The organism is Apolloniradiicaulis salifontis, assembly GCF_053756655.1.
The window spans coordinates 580,578-597,279 of record NZ_CM132387.1 but is presented as its reverse complement, the minus strand read 5'-3'; the positions used below and the strand labels follow the sequence as shown (position 1 = coordinate 597,279).

General features: G+C 65.3%; 19 protein-coding genes. 11 read left to right on the top strand and 8 right to left on the bottom strand.

The genetic code is table 11. The features are described from left to right. The first annotated feature begins 18 nt into the window (after nucleotides 1-18). The 11 genes from bchL to idi are packed head-to-tail and all read left to right on the top strand — an operon-like array spanning nucleotide 19 to nucleotide 8,935. A complete protein-coding gene (bchL, locus tag ACWCOP_RS02835; RefSeq protein WP_478250640.1) occupies nucleotides 19-915 on the top strand; it encodes a ferredoxin:protochlorophyllide reductase (ATP-dependent) iron-sulfur ATP-binding protein in 897 nt (298 codons plus the stop codon). Next, nucleotides 915-1,613 carry a magnesium protoporphyrin IX methyltransferase gene (bchM, locus tag ACWCOP_RS02830; protein ID WP_478249718.1) on the top strand — a complete coding sequence of 233 codons (699 nt, stop codon included), beginning with the start codon at nucleotides 915-917 and terminating at the stop codon, nucleotides 1,611-1,613. Before bchL ends, bchM begins: the two co-directional genes overlap by 1 nt. Then, nucleotides 1,610-3,043 (top strand): BCD family MFS transporter, encoded by a 1,434-nt coding sequence (locus ACWCOP_RS02825; protein ID WP_478249717.1) that lies wholly within the window; start codon nucleotides 1,610-1,612, stop codon nucleotides 3,041-3,043. The genes bchM and ACWCOP_RS02825 overlap by 4 nt, the downstream gene beginning before the upstream one ends. 22 nt (nucleotides 3,044-3,065) lie before the next feature. Continuing rightward, on the top strand, nucleotides 3,066-3,836 hold the full coding sequence (gene puhA / locus ACWCOP_RS02820; RefSeq protein ID WP_478249716.1) for a photosynthetic reaction center subunit H: 771 nt from the start codon (nucleotides 3,066-3,068) through the stop codon (nucleotides 3,834-3,836). Continuing rightward, a complete protein-coding gene (gene puhB, locus ACWCOP_RS02815; RefSeq protein ID WP_478249715.1) occupies nucleotides 3,836-4,504 on the top strand; it encodes a photosynthetic complex putative assembly protein PuhB in 669 nt (222 codons plus the stop codon). The genes puhA and puhB overlap by 1 nt, the downstream gene beginning before the upstream one ends. An 18-nt stretch (nucleotides 4,505-4,522) precedes the next feature. Continuing rightward, entirely contained in the window at nucleotides 4,523-5,005 is a 483-nt protein-coding gene (puhC, locus tag ACWCOP_RS02810; RefSeq protein WP_478249714.1) for a photosynthetic complex assembly protein PuhC, read from the top strand. Then, nucleotides 5,002-5,298: a hypothetical protein gene (locus ACWCOP_RS02805; protein ID WP_478249713.1), complete on the top strand. Its 297-nt coding sequence runs from the start codon at nucleotides 5,002-5,004 to the stop codon at nucleotides 5,296-5,298. The genes puhC and ACWCOP_RS02805 overlap by 4 nt, the downstream gene beginning before the upstream one ends. After that, complete coding sequence (acsF, locus tag ACWCOP_RS02800; protein ID WP_478249712.1) at nucleotides 5,295-6,380, top strand: magnesium-protoporphyrin IX monomethyl ester (oxidative) cyclase; 1,086 nt, start codon at nucleotides 5,295-5,297, stop codon at nucleotides 6,378-6,380. Before ACWCOP_RS02805 ends, acsF begins: the two co-directional genes overlap by 4 nt. A 10-nt stretch (nucleotides 6,381-6,390) precedes the next feature. Continuing rightward, nucleotides 6,391-7,167 carry a putative photosynthetic complex assembly protein PuhE gene (gene puhE, locus ACWCOP_RS02795; protein ID WP_478249711.1) on the top strand — a complete coding sequence of 259 codons (777 nt, stop codon included), beginning with the start codon at nucleotides 6,391-6,393 and terminating at the stop codon, nucleotides 7,165-7,167. Nucleotides 7,168-7,181: 14 nt separating this feature from the next. After that, nucleotides 7,182-8,402: a 5-aminolevulinate synthase gene (hemA, locus tag ACWCOP_RS02790; protein ID WP_478249710.1), complete on the top strand. Its 1,221-nt coding sequence runs from the start codon at nucleotides 7,182-7,184 to the stop codon at nucleotides 8,400-8,402. Then, a complete protein-coding gene (gene idi / locus ACWCOP_RS02785) occupies nucleotides 8,399-8,935 on the top strand; it encodes an isopentenyl-diphosphate Delta-isomerase (RefSeq protein WP_478249709.1) in 537 nt (178 codons plus the stop codon). The genes hemA and idi overlap by 4 nt, the downstream gene beginning before the upstream one ends. A 295-nt stretch (nucleotides 8,936-9,230) precedes the next feature. Here the strand turns inward: idi and pufM are convergent, their stop codons facing one another. The 8 genes from pufM to bchC form a co-directional block, all read right to left on the bottom strand. Beyond that, nucleotides 9,231-10,157 carry a photosynthetic reaction center subunit M gene (gene pufM, locus ACWCOP_RS02780; protein WP_478249708.1) on the bottom strand — a complete coding sequence of 309 codons (927 nt, stop codon included), beginning with the start codon at nucleotides 10,155-10,157 and terminating at the stop codon, nucleotides 9,231-9,233. A 14-nt stretch (nucleotides 10,158-10,171) separates the two neighbouring features. Then, nucleotides 10,172-10,993: a photosynthetic reaction center subunit L gene (gene pufL, locus ACWCOP_RS02775; protein ID WP_478249707.1), complete on the bottom strand. Its 822-nt coding sequence runs from the start codon at nucleotides 10,991-10,993 to the stop codon at nucleotides 10,172-10,174. A 144-nt stretch (nucleotides 10,994-11,137) separates the two neighbouring features. Further along, a complete protein-coding gene (pufA, locus tag ACWCOP_RS02770) occupies nucleotides 11,138-11,320 on the bottom strand; it encodes a light-harvesting antenna LH1, alpha subunit (RefSeq protein ID WP_478249706.1) in 183 nt (60 codons plus the stop codon). A gap of 12 nt (nucleotides 11,321-11,332) precedes the next feature. Continuing rightward, the gene (gene pufB / locus ACWCOP_RS02765) at nucleotides 11,333-11,482 is read right to left on the bottom strand and encodes a light-harvesting antenna LH1, beta subunit (RefSeq protein ID WP_478249705.1); all 150 of its coding nucleotides are present in this window, start codon (nucleotides 11,480-11,482) and stop codon (nucleotides 11,333-11,335) included. A 126-nt stretch (nucleotides 11,483-11,608) separates the two neighbouring features. Continuing rightward, entirely contained in the window at nucleotides 11,609-13,063 is a 1,455-nt protein-coding gene (gene bchZ, locus ACWCOP_RS02760) for a chlorophyllide a reductase subunit Z (RefSeq protein ID WP_478249704.1), read from the bottom strand. Next, complete coding sequence (bchY, locus tag ACWCOP_RS02755; RefSeq protein ID WP_478249703.1) at nucleotides 13,057-14,697, bottom strand: chlorophyllide a reductase subunit Y; 1,641 nt, start codon at nucleotides 14,695-14,697, stop codon at nucleotides 13,057-13,059. Before bchY ends, bchZ begins: the two co-directional genes overlap by 7 nt. Nucleotides 14,698-14,707: 10 nt before the next feature. Further along, nucleotides 14,708-15,721 carry a chlorophyllide a reductase iron protein subunit X gene (locus ACWCOP_RS02750; protein WP_478249702.1) on the bottom strand — a complete coding sequence of 338 codons (1,014 nt, stop codon included), beginning with the start codon at nucleotides 15,719-15,721 and terminating at the stop codon, nucleotides 14,708-14,710. Further along, entirely contained in the window at nucleotides 15,718-16,653 is a 936-nt protein-coding gene (gene bchC, locus ACWCOP_RS02745; protein WP_478249701.1) for a chlorophyll synthesis pathway protein BchC, read from the bottom strand. Before bchC ends, ACWCOP_RS02750 begins: the two co-directional genes overlap by 4 nt. Nucleotides 16,654-16,702: the final 49 nt, after the last annotated feature.

The following is a 16,702-nucleotide window of genomic DNA, read 5'->3' as shown; positions in this document are numbered from 1 at the left end:
AAGGACTGACTCATGACCATGCTCGACCTCAAACGTCCGCCCCCCCGCCGCGCCGATGGAGAGGGTAGCGTCCAGGTTCAGCTGGACCCGTCGCTTCAAATAAGCTCCGCTCAGGTGTTCGCCGTGTACGGCAAGGGCGGCATCGGCAAGTCGACCACATCGTCCAATCTGTCGGCCGCCTTCTCCCATCTCGGGAAGAAGGTTCTCCAGATCGGCTGCGACCCCAAGCACGACTCCACCTTCACCCTCACCAAGCGCCTGGCGCCCACGGTGATCGACGTTCTGGAAAGCGTCGATTTCCACTCCGAGGAGCTGCGCCCCGAGGACTACATGTTCGAAGGCTATAACGGCGTCATGTGCGTGGAGGCCGGCGGCCCGCCGGCCGGCACCGGCTGCGGCGGCTATGTCGTCGGCCAGACGGTGAAGCTCCTCAAAGAGCACCACCTTCTGGACGACGCCGACGTGGTGATTTTCGACGTGCTGGGCGACGTGGTGTGCGGCGGCTTCGCCTCGCCGCTGCAGCACGCCCATCGCGGCCTGATCGTCGCGGCCAACGATTTTGACTCCATCTTCGCCATGAACCGCATCATCTCGGCGATTTCGGCCAAGTCGAAGAATTACGAAGTGCGCCTGGGCGGGGTCATCGCCAACCGTTCGAAAGCCACGGACGAGATCGACCGGTTTTCCGAAAAGACCGGCCTGCGCCGCCTGGCCCACTTCCCGGACCTTGACGCCATCCGCCGGTCGCGCCTGAAAAAGTGCACCCTGTTCGAGATGGACAGCGAGGATCCCGAGATCGCAGCGGTCCAGGCTGAGTACATGCGTCTGGCCGCCTCGCTTCTGGACGGCATTGAGCCTTGCCTGGCGACGGCGATGAAAGATCGTGAAATCTTTGACTTCCTGGGGTTCGATTGATGACCGGCGTCACGTATCAGGAGCGCCGCGACGCGCTCGAGACCTACTTTGACCGCACCGCGGTGGAGGCCTGGGCCAAGCTCACCTCTGAAGCGCCGGTCAGCGGCGTGCGCGCCAAGGTACGCGACGGCCGCAATTCCATTCGCGACGCCTTCCTGTCCTGGCTTCCGGCCGACATGACCGGCGAAACCGTGCTGGACGCCGGGTGCGGCGCCGGCCAGCTCGCCTTCGCCATGGCCCATCGCGGCGCCCATGTGGAGGCGGTGGACCTGTCGCCGACCCTCTTGGAGCTGGCGGCCGCGCGCGCGCCGGCCGATTTACCTGGTTCGGTGTCGTTTCGGGCCGGAGATATGCTTGACGCGTCGGCCGGGCAGGTCGACCGTGTGGTGGCGATGGACTCCGTCATTCACTACAACGCCCGCGACATGGTCTCGGTGGTCGCGGGGCTCGCATCGCGCGCCCGCCACTCGGTCATGTTCACCTTCGCGCCCGCCACACCGGCGACGCTCATGATCTGGGGCGGCGGCAAGCTGTTTCCCAAATCCGACCGCTCGCCCGCCATCGTTCCGGTGACCGAAGGCGGCATCCGCAAGCGCATCGCCGCCTGCCCGGAGCTTTCCGGCTGGCGCGTGGGCCGCACCCTGCGGGTCAACAAGTTCTTCTACATTTCACAGGCCATGGAGCTGGTTCGGGCATGAGCGACAACCGCTCCCTCAACGCACGCCGCTGGGCGCAGCTGGGCATGGCCCTGCTGCCGTTCGCCGACGTGGCGACGAAGGAGCTTCCGCTCAGCAGGCTTTTGCGCCTGTCCCTGTTCCAGGTCTCTGTGGGCATGGCTGCGGTCCTGCTCACAGGCACGCTGAACCGTGTGATGATCGCAGAGCTGGGCCTTCCGGCCGGGCTGGTGGCGCTCATGGTGGCGCTGCCGCTGCTGTTCGCGCCGCTGCGCGCGCTGATCGGCTACAAGTCCGACACCCATGTCTCGGCGCTGGGCTGGCGGCGGGTGCCCTATATCTGGTTCGGCTCGCTGATGCAGTTCGGCGGGCTGGCGATCATGCCGTTCGCGCTGGTCATCATGTCCGGCGACACCAACGGTCCGGCCTTCGTGGGCCCGCTGGCTTCGGCCATCGCCTTCCTTCTGGTGGGCGCAGGCATGCACACCACCCAGACCGCCGGCCTGGCGCTCGCCACGGATCTGGCCAGCGAAGACAACCGCCCCCGCGTCGTGGCGCTTTTGTATGTCATGCTGCTGGTGGGCATGCTGATCAGCGCCATCGTCATCGGTCTGGCGCTGGCCGACTTCACCTCGATGAAGCTGATCCAGCTGGTCCAGGGCGCGGCCGTGCTGACCATCATCCTCAATATCGCGGCGCTGTGGCGCCAGGAGGCGCGCGCGCCGCACCTCACCCGCGCCGACGCCGACCGCCCCGACTTTGCAGAAGCCTGGCGCGCCTTCATGGCGGGCGGGCGCCCCGGACGCCTTCTCGTCGCCACGGGTCTTGGCGCGGCCGCCTTCGCGATGCAGGACGTGCTTCTTGAGCCCTATGGCGGCGAAGTGCTGGGTCTTTCGGTCGCCGGCACCACGGTGCTCACCGCCCTGTGGGCCGCCGGCGCCCTCATCGGTTTCGCCTTTGCGGCTCGCGCCCTCTCTCAGGGCGGCGACCCCCATCGCCTGGCCGCCTACGGCATGGTGATCGGCGTGTTCGCCTTCGCCGCCGTGATTTTTTCCGATCCGCTCGGATCGCCTCTTTTCTTCCGCTTCGGCGCCATGCTGATCGGGCTGGGCGGCGGGCTGTTCTCGGTGGGCACGCTCACCGCCGCCATGGAACTGGGCGAGGCCAACGGATCCGGCATCGCCCTGGGCGCCTGGGGGGCGGTGCAGGCCACCGCCGCCGGGATCGGCGTCGCGGTGGGCGGCACGCTGCGCGACATCGTCGCCACACTGTCGGACGCCGGCGCGCTCGGCCCGGCGTTCCAAGGGCCGGCGGTCGGATACTCTGTCGTATATCATATTGAAATTGCGCTTTTATTCGCTGCAATCGCAGCAATTGGACCCCTCGCCCGCCATGCCGGCGGCCGGTCCGGGCGCACATCGGGAAAATTCGGCCTCGCCGAATTTCCCGGCTAAAGGCTGAAAAGGAGGCCTTGTCATGGAAGGTGGTCAGATCGTCGGTTCGTTGGACTTCGCAACGCTTTTGTTCATAGCGTTCGTCGGGTTCTTCATCGCGCTGGTTTTTTATCTACGCCGTGAGGATCGCCGTGAAGGCTATCCTCTTGAGACCGATACAGGCGGCCAGCTCGAGGAGCCGGGCGCACTCTGGTATCCGACCCAGAAACGTATGGATCTGGGCGATGGCGAAGTGGCCCTGAAGCCCGACGGGCGCCGGGACCCGGCCAATGACAAGATGAAGCGGCTGGCCGTGTGGCCGGGCGCGCCGTCCGAGCCGGTGGGCGATCCCATGACGGCCGGTGTGGGCCCGGGCGCCTACACCATGCGCCAGGACAAGCCGGACCTGACCCATGAGGGCGTGCCGAAAATCGTGCCCATGCGCCTTCTGGACGGCTTCGACGTGGCCAAGGGCGACGCCGATCCGCGCGGCATGGAAGTGCTGGGCGATGACGGCAAGCCGGCCGGCGTGATCAGCGAGATCTGGGTGGACCGCGCCGAGGCGCTGGTGCGCTATTACGAGATCGAGTTGACCGACGGCGCCCGCAAGGTGCTGCTGCCCTACGCCTTCACCAACATCAAGGGCAAGACGCGCAAGGCGCACGTCAACTCCATCCTCTCCACCCATTTCGCCGGCGTGCCCGCACACGCGTCGCCTGATCAGGTCACCCGCCTCGAGGAAGACCGGATCAGCGCCTATTACGCGGGCGGCATGCTCTACGCCACGCCCGACAGAGCGGAGCCCTGGATCTGATGTGTGATCTTGAAAAAATGAAGCCTGAATCCATCCCCGGCCTGCCCGAGGACCTTCCCCCCGGCGAACGCATCCTCTGGCGCGGCGCGCCGGACTGGAAATCGCTGGCCATGCATGTCTTTCACGTGCGCGCCGTGTCGATCTATTTCGTCGGCCTCGCCGTGTGGAAGGGCGCCGTCGCGGCGCCGGACGGTGCGCTGGAACTCGCCACCAGCGTCGGCATGGTCGCCGGCCTGGGCCTGACTGCGCTGGGTCTCTTGTGCCTCTTCTCCTGGCTGATCGCGCGCTCGACCATCTACACCGTGACCGATGCGCGTGTGGTGATCCGGGCCGGCGTGGCCCTGCCGAAATCGATCAACATCCCCTTCAATGTGATCGGCTCGGCGTCCCTGCGCACCCGCAAGGGCGGCGACGGCGACATCCCGCTCCAGCTCACCGGCCAGAATCAGGCGGGCTATCTGCCCCTGTGGCCCCATGTGCGCCCCTGGAGTGTGATGCGCGCCCAGCCGATGCTGCGCGGCGTGCCTGACGCGGCCCAGGCGGCTGAAGTCCTCGCCGGCGCGCTGGCGGAGAAAGCCGGCCAGCCCAAGACCCGCATCGCAGCCCAAGACGTCGACGCCCCGCGCGGCGAGGCCATGCCCGGCCGCGCCGCGATGGCCCACGGCTAGAGAACAGGAACCAAGACCATGAGCGTGAGCACGCAGGAAATCATCCACCAACGCGCTGTGAAGGGCGCCATCGCCCTTCTCGCCGTCACAGTGCTCCTAACAGCCGCCGTGCAGCTCACCGGGGGCCCGGATCGCTATGAGCCCCAGGGCGAGACCGTCGCCAGCGCCCAGCTCTTCTTCACCGACGAGCCCGACGGCTTCGTCGCGGTGTTCGACGCCGAGACCGGCGTGCGCCTGGCTGAGTATGGCGAGAACGAAGGCGTTTTCGTACGCTCGGTGATGCGCGGCGTCGCGCGCCAGCGCCGCATGCGCGGTCTTGGACCGGAAGAGCCCGTGGAGTTGTCGCGCCTGAGCGACGGACAGCTCTGGCTCGTGGACCAGGCCACCGGCATCGACATTTTTCTGGGCGCGTTCGGCCCGGACAATTCAAGCGCGTTCGGCGAGATCCTTGATCTTGAAGAGGGCCTGATCGGCGCCCAGGCCCAGGCGGCGGGCGCATGAGCCGCACCGGCCCCAGACGCTTCGACGTGCCCTGCACGATCGAGATCGAACACACCAATGAACACCTGCACGCCCATGTCTCGCTTGAGGGAGAGGTCCCGATCTATCCCGGCGACAAGGTGCGCGTGCACGGCTCGGCCATTCATGTGGAATTCGGGGAGTCGGCCTCCTATAGCCGCATCGCCACGGTGATGCGCGCGGGATGGCTTTCGCGCCAGTGGACGAAGTTCCTGGCCAGCCTCGAAATCACGGAACTCTACGAAGTCAGCTTTTCAGCTGGGAGGAAGCTATGAACGCTCACGTCAAGGAAACCGCCGCGGCGAAGGCGTTTCGCGAGCCCAACGAATCCACGAAGATGGCTCAAGAAACCACGATGCTGAGCCCGCGCTTCTACACCACCAATTTCGCCGAAATGGACGCGCTGAACGTGGAGCCGGTGCGCGCCGAATGGGACCAGCTCATCGCGGATCTGGAATCCGATCCCAACAAGGGTCACTTCAAGCGCACAGAAGCGTTCGACGACGCGCTGATGAGCCTGCCTGAAGAGCTGCGCAAGGAGTTCGTGGACTTTCTGGTGAGCTCGCTGACGGCGGAGTTTTCCGGCTGCGTCCTCTATGGCGAGATCGTCAAGAACACCAAGAACCCCGACACCCGCAAGCTGTTCAAATACATGGCGCGCGACGAATCCCGGCACGCCGGCTTCATCAACACCTGCCTGAAAGACTACGGCATCGGTGTCGATCTGGGCTTCCTGACCAAGACCAAGAAATACACCTTCTTCAAGCCCAAGTTCATCTTCTACGCGACCTATCTGTCGGAAAAGATCGGCTATGCGCGCTACATCTCCATCTACCGCCATCTCGAGCGCCATCCCGACAAGCGGTTCCACCCGATTTTTTCCTGGTTCAAGGAATGGTGTAATGACGAGTTCAAGCACGGCGAGGCTTTTGCGCTGATCATGCGCGCCAATCCCGAGCTTCTGCGCGGCACGAACACGCTGTGGATCAAGTTCTTCCTGGTGGCCATCTACTCCACCATGTATGTGCGCGATCACGCCCGGCCGCACTTCCACAAGGCCCTGGGCCTCGATCCCACCGAGTATGATTATCAGGTGTTCCAGATCACCAGCGAAATCACCAAGCAGGTGTTCCCGATCCTTCTGGACACCGACAATCCCAAGTTCCGCGCCCGGCTTGAAACCATGCGCAAGGTCATGGACCGCATGTGGGCCGCCAAGGAAGAAGGCGGGATCATGGGCGCTCTCAAACGCAGCGTCTGCGGCGTTCAAGCCGCCGGCGTCTTTGCGAGCCTCTATTTCATGCCCACCCTGCGTAACGAGGCTCCGGCCGACGTGCGCCTGCAGCCGGCCTGGTAAGCGCCGGGCCATGGACCTGATCGCACCCATCCTCGCCATGCTGGTGCTCTGGTGGAGCTCCACCGGCGCCATCCTGATGCTGGGCGAACGCAGCCAGCGGGCGCGTTATGTGGCCATGGCGGTCGTGAGCGTGTTCGCCGTCATCGCCTTCGCGGGCGTGTGGCTGCTGCGCGATGTGACGACGCCCATGGGCGCCTATGCCGGTGCGATCGCGGCCCTGACCTTGTGGGGCTGGCACGAGATGAGCTTCCTGTTCGGCTTCATCACCGGCCCCAACTCCAGGCCCTGCCCGGCCGGCCTGACCGGCTGGCCGCGCTTTCGCGCCGCAGCGGCCACGCTCATGCACCATGAGCTGGCCCTGGCGGCGACGGTGCTTGTGCTGGGCGCTATGAGCCTTGGCGCCCAGAACGCCGTGGCCCTGCAGCTCTTCTCGCTGCTTTTCGCCCTGCGCCTGAGCTCAAAGTTCAATCTCTTCGTCGGCACGCAGCATTTTACTGACGAATTCCTGCCGGCGCGCCTGGCGCACTTGCGCAGCTATTTCAGCCCGCGCCCGGCCGGGTTGTTCTTTGTGGTCACCACCACAGCGATCACGACGCTTGCAGCCTTTTTATTCTGGGGCGCGGCCACGGCCGACACGCCCTTCGCCGCTTCGGCGTTCGCCCTACTGGGGGCGCTGGCCGCCCTGGGCGCGCTCGAACATCTGTTTCTCGCCCTGCCGCTTCCTGACGCGGCGCTGTGGCGTTGGCTTTTGCCGGCTCGGGATCCGCGCCGCACACCGGACCTCTAGGGGAGGGTTGTCCCATGAATTTCGAAGCGTTTTTCGAAGATCAACTGTCCAGCCTCAAGCAAGAAGGCAATTACAGGGTCTTTGCAGAACTGGAACGGCGCAAAGGCGCGTTTCCCGCCGCCAAGCGCTATGACGGCGAGACCGAAACCGACGTCACGGTCTGGTGCTCCAACGATTATCTGGGCATGGGCCAGCACTCGGTGGTGCTGGATGCGATGCACGAAGCGCTCGACCGCTGCGGCGCGGGCGCGGGCGGCACCCGCAACATCTCCGGCACCAATCACTATCACGTGCTGCTTGAACGCGAGCTCGCCGATCTCCACGCCAAGGAGTCAGCGCTGCTGTTCACTTCAGGCTATGTCTCCAACTGGGCGGCGCTCGGCACGCTTGCGGCCCGGATCCCCGGCTGCATCGTCATGTCGGACGCGCTGAACCACGCCTCGATGATCGAGGGCATCCGCCATTCGCGCGCCGAGAAGCACCTCTTCGCCCATAATGATCCCGAAGATCTCGACCGGCGCCTGCGCGCGCTCGATCCAGACGCGCCCAAGCTGGTGGCCTTTGAATCGGTCTACTCCATGGACGGCGACATCGCCCCCATCGCCGAGATTTGCGAAGTGGCCGAGCGCCACAACGCCATGACCTATCTTGATGAAGTCCACGGCGTCGGCCTGTACGGGCCGCGCGGCGGCGGCGTCGCCGAGCGCGAAGGCCTGATGGACCGCATCACCGTGATCGAAGGCACGCTGGGCAAGGCCTATGGCGTGCTCGGCGGATATATCGCCGCCTCCACGGCGCTGTGCGATTTCATCCGGTCGTTCTCCTCGGGCTTCATCTTCACCACCGCCCTGCCCCCGGCCGTCGCCGCCGGCGCCCTGGCGGCGGTGCGCCATCTCAAAGCCTCCGAGATGGAGCGCCAGCGCCAGCGCCGCAATGTGCGCGTCGTACGCGCGCGCCTGGCCGAGATGGGCATTCCGACGCTTGAAAATCCGAGCCATATCGTTCCGGTGATGGTGGGCGATCCCATGAAGTGCAAGCGCATCAGCGACTGGCTCATGGACACGCACGGCATATATGTGCAGCCCATCAACTATCCCACGGTGCCCAAAGGGACCGAGCGGCTGCGCATCACGCCCTCGCCGGTTCACACCGACGGGGATATCGATCGCCTGGTGTTCGCTCTGTCGGAAATCTGGTCGCAATGCGCCCTAAACCGCCAATTCGCCGTCGCTTGAACGCGCGAGCCGACGACCGCGTCATTCCGGCCATAGGCCCTGACGGCGGACGCTTTCCCGTGGACAAGCTCGAGGCGCACCGCCGCGGGCTTCTTCATGACGCGGTTTCGGTCTTCATTTTTGACGGCGAGGACATGCTGCTGCAGCGCCGCGCGGCGGCGAAGTATCACTGTCCCGGCCAGTGGGCGAACGCCTGCTGCACCCACCCCGACTGGGGTGAGGACGCGCCGGCCGGCGCGCGCCGCCGTTTGCGCGAAGAACTCGGCCTTGATCTGGACCTCACCGAATTTGGCGAGACCACCTATCGCGCCGATGTGGGCGGAGGGCTGATCGAGCATGAGCGCGTGCGCATGTTCCGCGCCCGTGTGGATCGCAGCGAGCTAAAGTTTGATCTCAATCCTGACGAGGTGTGCGAGGTGCGCTGGGTGAACCGCGAGGCGCTCGCCGGCGAAGCCGGGGCGGCTCCGGAGCGCTTCACGCCCTGGCTGCGCATCTATCTCGATCGCTGGGACGCCCTGGCTCTGGCCGGCTGAGCGCTCTGCGCCCACCCCGCTTCATGACCATCAGACAGACGACGCCCGGATGCGTGCGCCGCGCCCTCGCCGACGCTAAGCCCAGGTGATCGCTCGTCGCTGGACAGGTCCACAGAACCAAAGCGCGACCTAAGCGTCCCGGGCGAACCAGCGGGCCGCGGGCCGCGGGCGATGAGCGTCTTCCGCCGGGAGCCGCCGCCCCTCAATCAGACACAAAAAAATCCGGGCGGCGCAAAGAGCGGCCGCCCGGAGTGTTTTGAATCGCCGGGTGTAAGCCCGGTGATCGGCGGCGCCCTTAGAGCGGCCGCGCGATCCCGTTTTCACTGGCCCAGAGGTACCAGTTGTCCACCACGGTGCCGGTGATCAGGATCCCGATCCCGCCGGTGAAGGTGGTGAGCACGGCGAACCACCAGGCCCAGCGGTGGATGGATTCCATGGTGGCGTTGAAGCCCATGGTCCAGCGCCAGAACAGGCCGGCCCGCTCGGTTGCGGTGCCCCGGTCGGTGATCTGTTCGATCTCCCGGTCGCCGCCGAAACGGCCCACAGACAGGATCGTCGCCCCGTGCATGGCGAACAGAAGCGCCGAGCCGTAGAGGAATGCGATCGAGAGCATGTGGAACGGGTTGTAGAAAAGATTCCCGTAGAGCAGCGAGAAGTTATTGGTCCAGTCCAGGTGCGGGAAGATGCCGAACGGCACCGCCTCGGCCCAGCTGCCCATCATCATCGGACGGATGAAGCCCAGCACCAGATAGAGCCAGATGGCCGATGCGAAGGCCCAGGCCACGTGCGTGCCCATGCCGAGCTGGATGGCCCGACGATAGGTGCGCACCCACCACAGGATGATGGAGGCGGTCAGGAAGAAGCCCGCCCAGATCCACCAGCCACCTTCATCAAGGGGGACGAAGGGACTGAAGCCGTATTCCGGCGCCGGCGGATCCAGCGAGAGCCAGAAGAACTCACGCAGGAACGCGATCGGGTTCCAGTCCACCTGGGCCAGCATGTTGAAGCCGATGATCTCGATGGCGATGAAGCCGAAGAAGATTGCGAGCACACCGGTGAAGCCCAGATAGATCGGCCCGATCTGGGCGTTGCCGATCTTGCCCAGCAGGTAGTTGAAGCCGCCCTTGAAGGTGCGCGGCTCGACGCTGGACGGGACGTCTACGCCCATCTCGACGGGTCCGCGGACCTGAACCTGAGTGAAGATGTTCTGATAAGTTGTCATGATCTTTTCTCCGCTCAGCTCCAGATCGGCAGCTCACGCCACCAATTCCACCAGTCCGGCCAGGACCGGATCCAGGGGCCTGAGATGATGATGCAGACCGCACTCCAGAAACCGGCCGACAGGGCGAGGAAGAGGCCCAGGCGGTGGATCCCGAGCGGGCCGATCGAATAGCCCATGACGTCACGGAAGAAGGTGTCTTCGTGGTCAGGCGTCTTCACCGTATTGCCCTTGCCGGGATTGGTGGCCGACAGGACCAGAGCCCCGTGCAGCGCCAGCGCGAAACAGGTGATGAAGAAGAAGCTCACCGCGATCATGTGGGCCGGGTTGTAGTGGAAGTTCACGTAGGCGTAGCCCACGTTCGAAACCCAATCGAGGTGACTCATGATGCCGTAGGGGAAGCCTTCGCCCCAGGCGCCCAGCAGCATCGGCCGGAACACGTTCAGCGTCACAAAGGCGAAGATCGCGACCCCGAAGGCGACGGGGACGTGATAGCCGATGCCCAGCTTGCGGCAGATTTCCACCTCACGCAGGGCCCAGGAAACAAAGGCGCCGACCGCACAGATCGTGATGATCTGCCAGAGGCCGCCTTCGCGCATGGGCGCAAGAGCGAGGCCGTATTCAAGAGCAGGCGGCTGAATATCGATCAGCCACGGGTTCCACGTATCGCCGAGCGAAGCGGCGAAAAAGATGAGCGCGGTCCCCAGGATGGAAAAGAAGAGCGTCGTCACACCGAAGAACCCGACGAAGAACGGACCAATCCAGAAATCAAAGAGATCTCCGCCGATCAGCGTTCCGCCGCGGACCCGATATTTGCGCTCGTAACTCAATAATGCCATTGCACTATCTCCGTTATCGGTCGCCCGGGCGGCGCCGGGCGCAATGCGCCCGGCCCCGCTGTACGGCCGTCAGGATTGACCGAATCGCACTTCGGCGTCCGGTTCGCCGCCCGTAAAAGACGGCGGTTCAAGCCAATCGGTTGATTAAACCTCGACCGACTGAGACATGATGGAGGCGCTAGCGCCACCGCCTGCCGCACCGTCGATCCAGTTGTACCTGTCAGAAGAGAGCAGGACGAAATGGATCAGGATCGCGAGAGTGAACAGAAACGCAAAGAGCGCGATAAGCACCCGACGCGGATCGAATAGTAGCCAGACTTTCCACATGATGTTGTCCTCCTATCCGATCCAGGGACGCCACAGCCACACCAGGATGTGGGCGACGACTGCGATGGCCGTGAAGCCGATGAAACTCGAGACGAAGATCTTGTGGAACTCCTTCGCCTCGTTGTCCGTAAGTCCGGACATTGAGTCTCTCATTTCAGTCATGAGACTTTACTCCATTGAGCGCTGCGACGACGCCGCAGCGGGTGAAGCCGGGGCGGCGAGCCGTCCCGGCGGCTTCCCGGTCCGGCGAAGCCGGATCGGAAAGGGGGGTGGAAATGGCGGCCGCGCTCACGCGTCCTGCCCTTCCAGAAGAGAGGCCTTCGCGCCCGAGACATGGGCGGCGTTGACCCGGCGCGCGCCGGCGGCGCGCGCACGCGCCTCGGCGGCGTCACGCAGGTTTTTCGCGGTCGAGATGCGGGTGAGCACCGGCGCCTTGTCCACCATGGCGTCCAGAGTCTCGCGCGCGGTGTCGTCCCAGGCCAGCTCGCGCTCGAGGCGAGCCGGCGTCGCCGGCGCACTGTCCATTTCGGTGCCCAGCGGCAGGATGTGGAAGAGCGCGTCGAACAGGGCGTTGCACGTCTCCTGCACGATATAGGTGGCGCCCGAATAACCCATGAACGGGGTTCCGGTGTGACGCCGGATCACCGCGCCGGGGAAGGAGGCGGGAATGTACATCCCCCGCGCGCCGGCCTCGGCCATGTACATGCGCTCATTAAAGCTGCCGAACAGGATGAAGGGCGGCGTGTCGCGAATCGCCTTGCGCACCGCCGCATTGTCGGTCTTGGCGCCGGGAATGCGCGAGACGGAGAAGGTGCACGGCAGGCCCATCTCCTCGGCGAGGAAATTCTTTAGCCCGCGGGCGTAGGTCTCGTTCGCCACTACGCCGAAGCTGGCGGTGCCGAAGAAATCCTGGGTCACCGACCGCCACAGGTCCCAGAGCGGCTTGATAGTGGTGTGGCGCTCGCGATCGATGAACGGCTCGGCGTCGAGGCCGGTGAGCTCGCCCAGCTTGCGCAGGAATTTGGTGGTGGAATGCAGCCCGATCGGCGCCTGCAGATAGGGCATGTCCAGCGCTTCACAGAGCAGCCGGCCATACTCGCGGTACATGCAGATATTCACGTCGGCGTCCACAAGGCGGGGCATGTTGGCCAGGTGCGCGCCCAGCGGGCAGACCATGTTCACCTCGGCGCCCATGCCTTCCACCAGACGGCGGATCTCGGCCAGATCGGAGGGCATGTTGAACATGCCGTAGGCCGGGCCGATGATGTTCACCCGCGGCTTGTCGCCGTCCTTGCGGGGCCGGGCCTTGGGCCGCTTGCCGTGCTTGGCGCCGTACTCGCTCCACAGCCACAGCAATGCGCGATCCGCGCTCTGCCACTGATCCTCGTCGATCGTGCGCGGCAGGAAGCGGTGAATGTTCAGGCCTTCGGGCGTCACGCCGCCGCCGATCATCTCGGCGATGGAGCCGGTGACCACCACGGCGGGCAGATCGGATTCCAGCGCCGCATGGGCGCGCTTCATGGCGTTTTCGGTGCCCGAGCCCATCTCATCTTCACCAAGCCCGGTGACGACGATGGGAAGTTCGTGGGGCGGCAGGGCGTCGGTGTAGTGGAGCACCGAAGTCACCGGCAGGTTTTCACACCCCACCGGACCGTCGATGATCACCTGCAAACCCTTGATCGCGGTGAAGACATACACCGCGCCCCAGTATCCACCGGCTCTGTCGTGATCGAGCACTAGCATCCTGTCGGCGCCTCAATTGCTTTTTCGCGCGCCTGCTCAGCGGTCATGTGCTTGCGGCGCTCTTTCATGCGGAAGGTGCGCACGTCTTCGGGCGTGTTTTCCCAGACCCCGGCCGTATGGCCGGCGCCGACGCCTTCAAAGAAGTCGCGCATGGTGTCGAAGCGGTGCTTGGAGCCCATCGCGGCGTTGACCACGTCGGCGAGCGAGCCCGCGCCGGCGGCGCCCATGAGCGGGCGCGCGGAGATCAGATTGGTGAAGTAGAGGCCGGGCGTTCCAGCCTCCTTGACCTTCTGGACCACCGGGGTCGTGCCGATGGCGAGATCAGGCTTGTACTCTTCAACCGCAGCAAGATCCTGCTCCAGCGAAGCGCGGAAGCGCACCTGGACGCCCTTGGCCTCCAGCCATTCAAGGTCGTCGGCCGACCACGGCGTCTTGGGACAAGCGGTGCCCACATAGCGCACATCGGCGCCGCTCTCGATCAAGAGTCGCGCCACGATCAGCTCGGAGCCTTCATAGCCCGAAAGCGTGATGCGGCCCTTGATGGGTTTTGCGGCCAGCGCAGCTTCGATAGCGGGCAGGACGGCCTGCTTGGCGGCGTCGATCTTGTCGCGGGAAACGTTCGCCGCCGCACCGATCGCTTCAAGCCAGGCGGCGGTGCCGTCGCGGCCCACGGGCGCCGATCCGACGACCGCGCGGCCGGCGGCTTTAAACTCACGCACCGACGCGGTGTAGAAGGGGTGGATCGCGCCCACGACCTGGCTGTCCAGCGCGGCGTAAAGCTCGCGCCATTCACGGGTGGGGACCACCGGTCCGGCGGCCAGACCCATGGGATCCAGCAGGCGCCCGATGACGACCGGATCAACCGGGAACATCTCACCCAGAAGCGCCACGGCGGGGCGCTCGTCCCGCGCCCGGTCGGGCGCCTGCACCGGGCCGAGCTCGGCTTCGGTGCGGGCGTAGTTGAGCATGGCGCCGGCCAGAACGTCCTTGGCCTCGGCGTGGGTCGGCACGCCGAATCCCGGCACGTCGATGCCGATGATGCGCACGCCGTTGATTTCCTTGGGCAGCAGCCGAAGCGGCACGCCCGACGCGGTGGGCACGCAAAGATTGGTGATCACCACGGCGTCGTAATTGTCCGGATCGGCGATGTCATAGACCGCATCGCGGATGTCTTCGAACAGCTTGCCGGTGACCAGTGTCTCCGAATTGAACGGGACATACCCGACCGTGCGGCGCGCGCCATAGAAGTGCGAGGTGAAGGTGAGGCCGTAGACGCAGCAGGCCGAGCCGGAGAGGATCGTCGCGGTGCGCCGCATGCGCAGGCCCACGCGCAGCGAGCCGAAGGCCGGGCACATGGATTGCGGCTGGTCGTGCGGCCCTTTGGGATAGTCTTTCTCGAATTTCTCGAGCAGTTCCGAATTGCCCGCAGCTTCGGCCTGGGCGCGCATCTTCTCCGCACCGGAATGGCAGCCCGCACCCTCGTCCGGCGCAGGCTGGGCCTGAATCTCGGCGGCCGTCGCTTCAATGCCCGCGTCTTGGGCGGGAGCCTCGACCGGCGCCGCTTTCGGCGCGGCCTCCAGGCTCGCATCGCCGCCGGGGCGGGTCTTCAGGAGTGTGATTGTCCGCTTGGCCATGCGTCGCCCCTCAAACTTCGTCGTAGATGACTTCGAGGGAGGGCTTTTCCACATGGTTCACGCCGGCCATGTCGGCCGCGGTGGCGGGCGTCATGGTGAAGCCTTCGCCCTCCTGGGACTCGAACAGAGCCAGAAGCCCGTCCTGATCCAGCGGGGTCGGTTGAACCGGAAGCGACTCGGCGACATTGATGCCGAGCTCTTCGAACAGCGGCGCCCAGGGCGAGCCCGGCTTGCCGATGATCTCGTAATTGGCGCTCTTCTTGCGGATGTCGTCGTCGGCGGGGATCGCGGCCAGAACCGGAATGCCGACCTGTTCGGCGAAGGCCGCGGCCTCGCCGGTGCCGTCATCTTTGTTGATGACCATGCCGGCCACGCCGACATTGCCGCCCAGCTTGCGGAAATACTCCACCGCCGAGCAGACATTGTTGGCCACGTAGAGCGATTGCAGGTCGTTGGACCCGACCACGATCACCTTCTGGCACATGTCGCGGGCGATCGGCAGGCCGAAACCGCCGCACACCACGTCGCCCAGGAAGTCCAGCAGGACATAGTCGAAATCCCACTCGTGAAAACCCAGGCTCTCCAGCAGCTCGAAGCCGTGAATGATCCCGCGTCCGCCGCAGCCGCGGCCGACCTCGGGCCCGCCCAGCTCCATCGCGTAGACGCCGTCACGCTTGAAGCAGACATCGCCGATCGCAACAGATTCGCCGGCGGCCTTCTTCTTGGAAGACGTGTCGATGATGGTGGGACAGGCGCGCCCGCCGAACAGGAGCGAGGTGGTGTCGCTCTTGGGGTCGCAGCCGATCAACAGCACTTTCTTGCCCAGCTGGGCCATCATGTAGCTGAGATTGGACAGGGTGAAGGATTTGCCGATCCCGCCCTTGCCGTAAATCGCGATGACCTGGGTCTCTTTCTTCACCGGGCCGGTGTGCACAGGATCGGGCTCGATCGAGGCTTCGTGGCGCAACGCATCCGCGTTGGAATTCCCCGAACCGTTCTCGCGCTTGAAATCGCCGTCCATCATTGGATGCTCCAGTCCAGAATCATTTTCAGGCAGCCCGCGTCGGAAAACGCGGTGTGGTAAGCCTCGCCTGCATCGGCGGGCGCGCTTTGGTGTGTGATCAATCCGTCCAGCGAAACTGCGCCGCCGCGGATCATGTCTCCGACACCGGCCAGATCGGCCGGGTTGAATTCCGCCGCGATACGAAAGCGGCTTTCCTTCATGAAGGCGGGGACGAAATTGAAGCTGAGGCGCTCGGCGTAGAAGCCGGCGAGGACGATCTCGCCGCCCTTGCTCAGGCGGCCCACCAGCGAATCCAGCAGCGAGGAATCGCCGCTGACGTCGTAGATCGCCTTGTAGTCGCGGCGGGCGTCGTCTTCGGGCCGCACCACCTCATAGCCTTGCGCGCCGTCCATGCGGTCGGGATTGATCTCCCAGACCGTGGGGACCGGCCCGCCCGCGGCGACGGCGATGCGCGCCAGCAAGCGGCCGAGGGCGCCGTGACCCACGATGAGGTCCGGCGCGGCATAGCCCGGCGCCATGGCGTGATAGGCGGTGGCGGCCAGCGCCATCAAAACGCCCTGGGCGCCGAGATTTTCGTCAACGGGAATGACCCGGGCGCCGGCCAGCGTGACCCGCGAGGCCGACCCGCCGAACAGGCCGCGCACTTCGCCGTAGCAGCTGGCGCCGGGCACGAAGACCCAGTCGCCTTCAGACCGGCCTGAAGCGGAGCCCGCCTGCACCACCCGGCCGATGGATTCATAGCCGGGCACAAGCGGATAACCCATGCCGGGGAAAACCGGCATCGTACCCGACCAGAGAAGCCGCTCGGTGCCGGTGCTGACACCGGACCACGCGATCTCGACCACCACGTCCTTGTCCCCCGCGGCGTCGATCGCCAGCCGGTTCAGCGCGATGCGCCGGGGCTCTTCAAGTACGACGGCCAGCGCGTCCAATGTCATCTCCCGAGGCGTTAGAGCCGATTAACAATACGTCACATGTCAG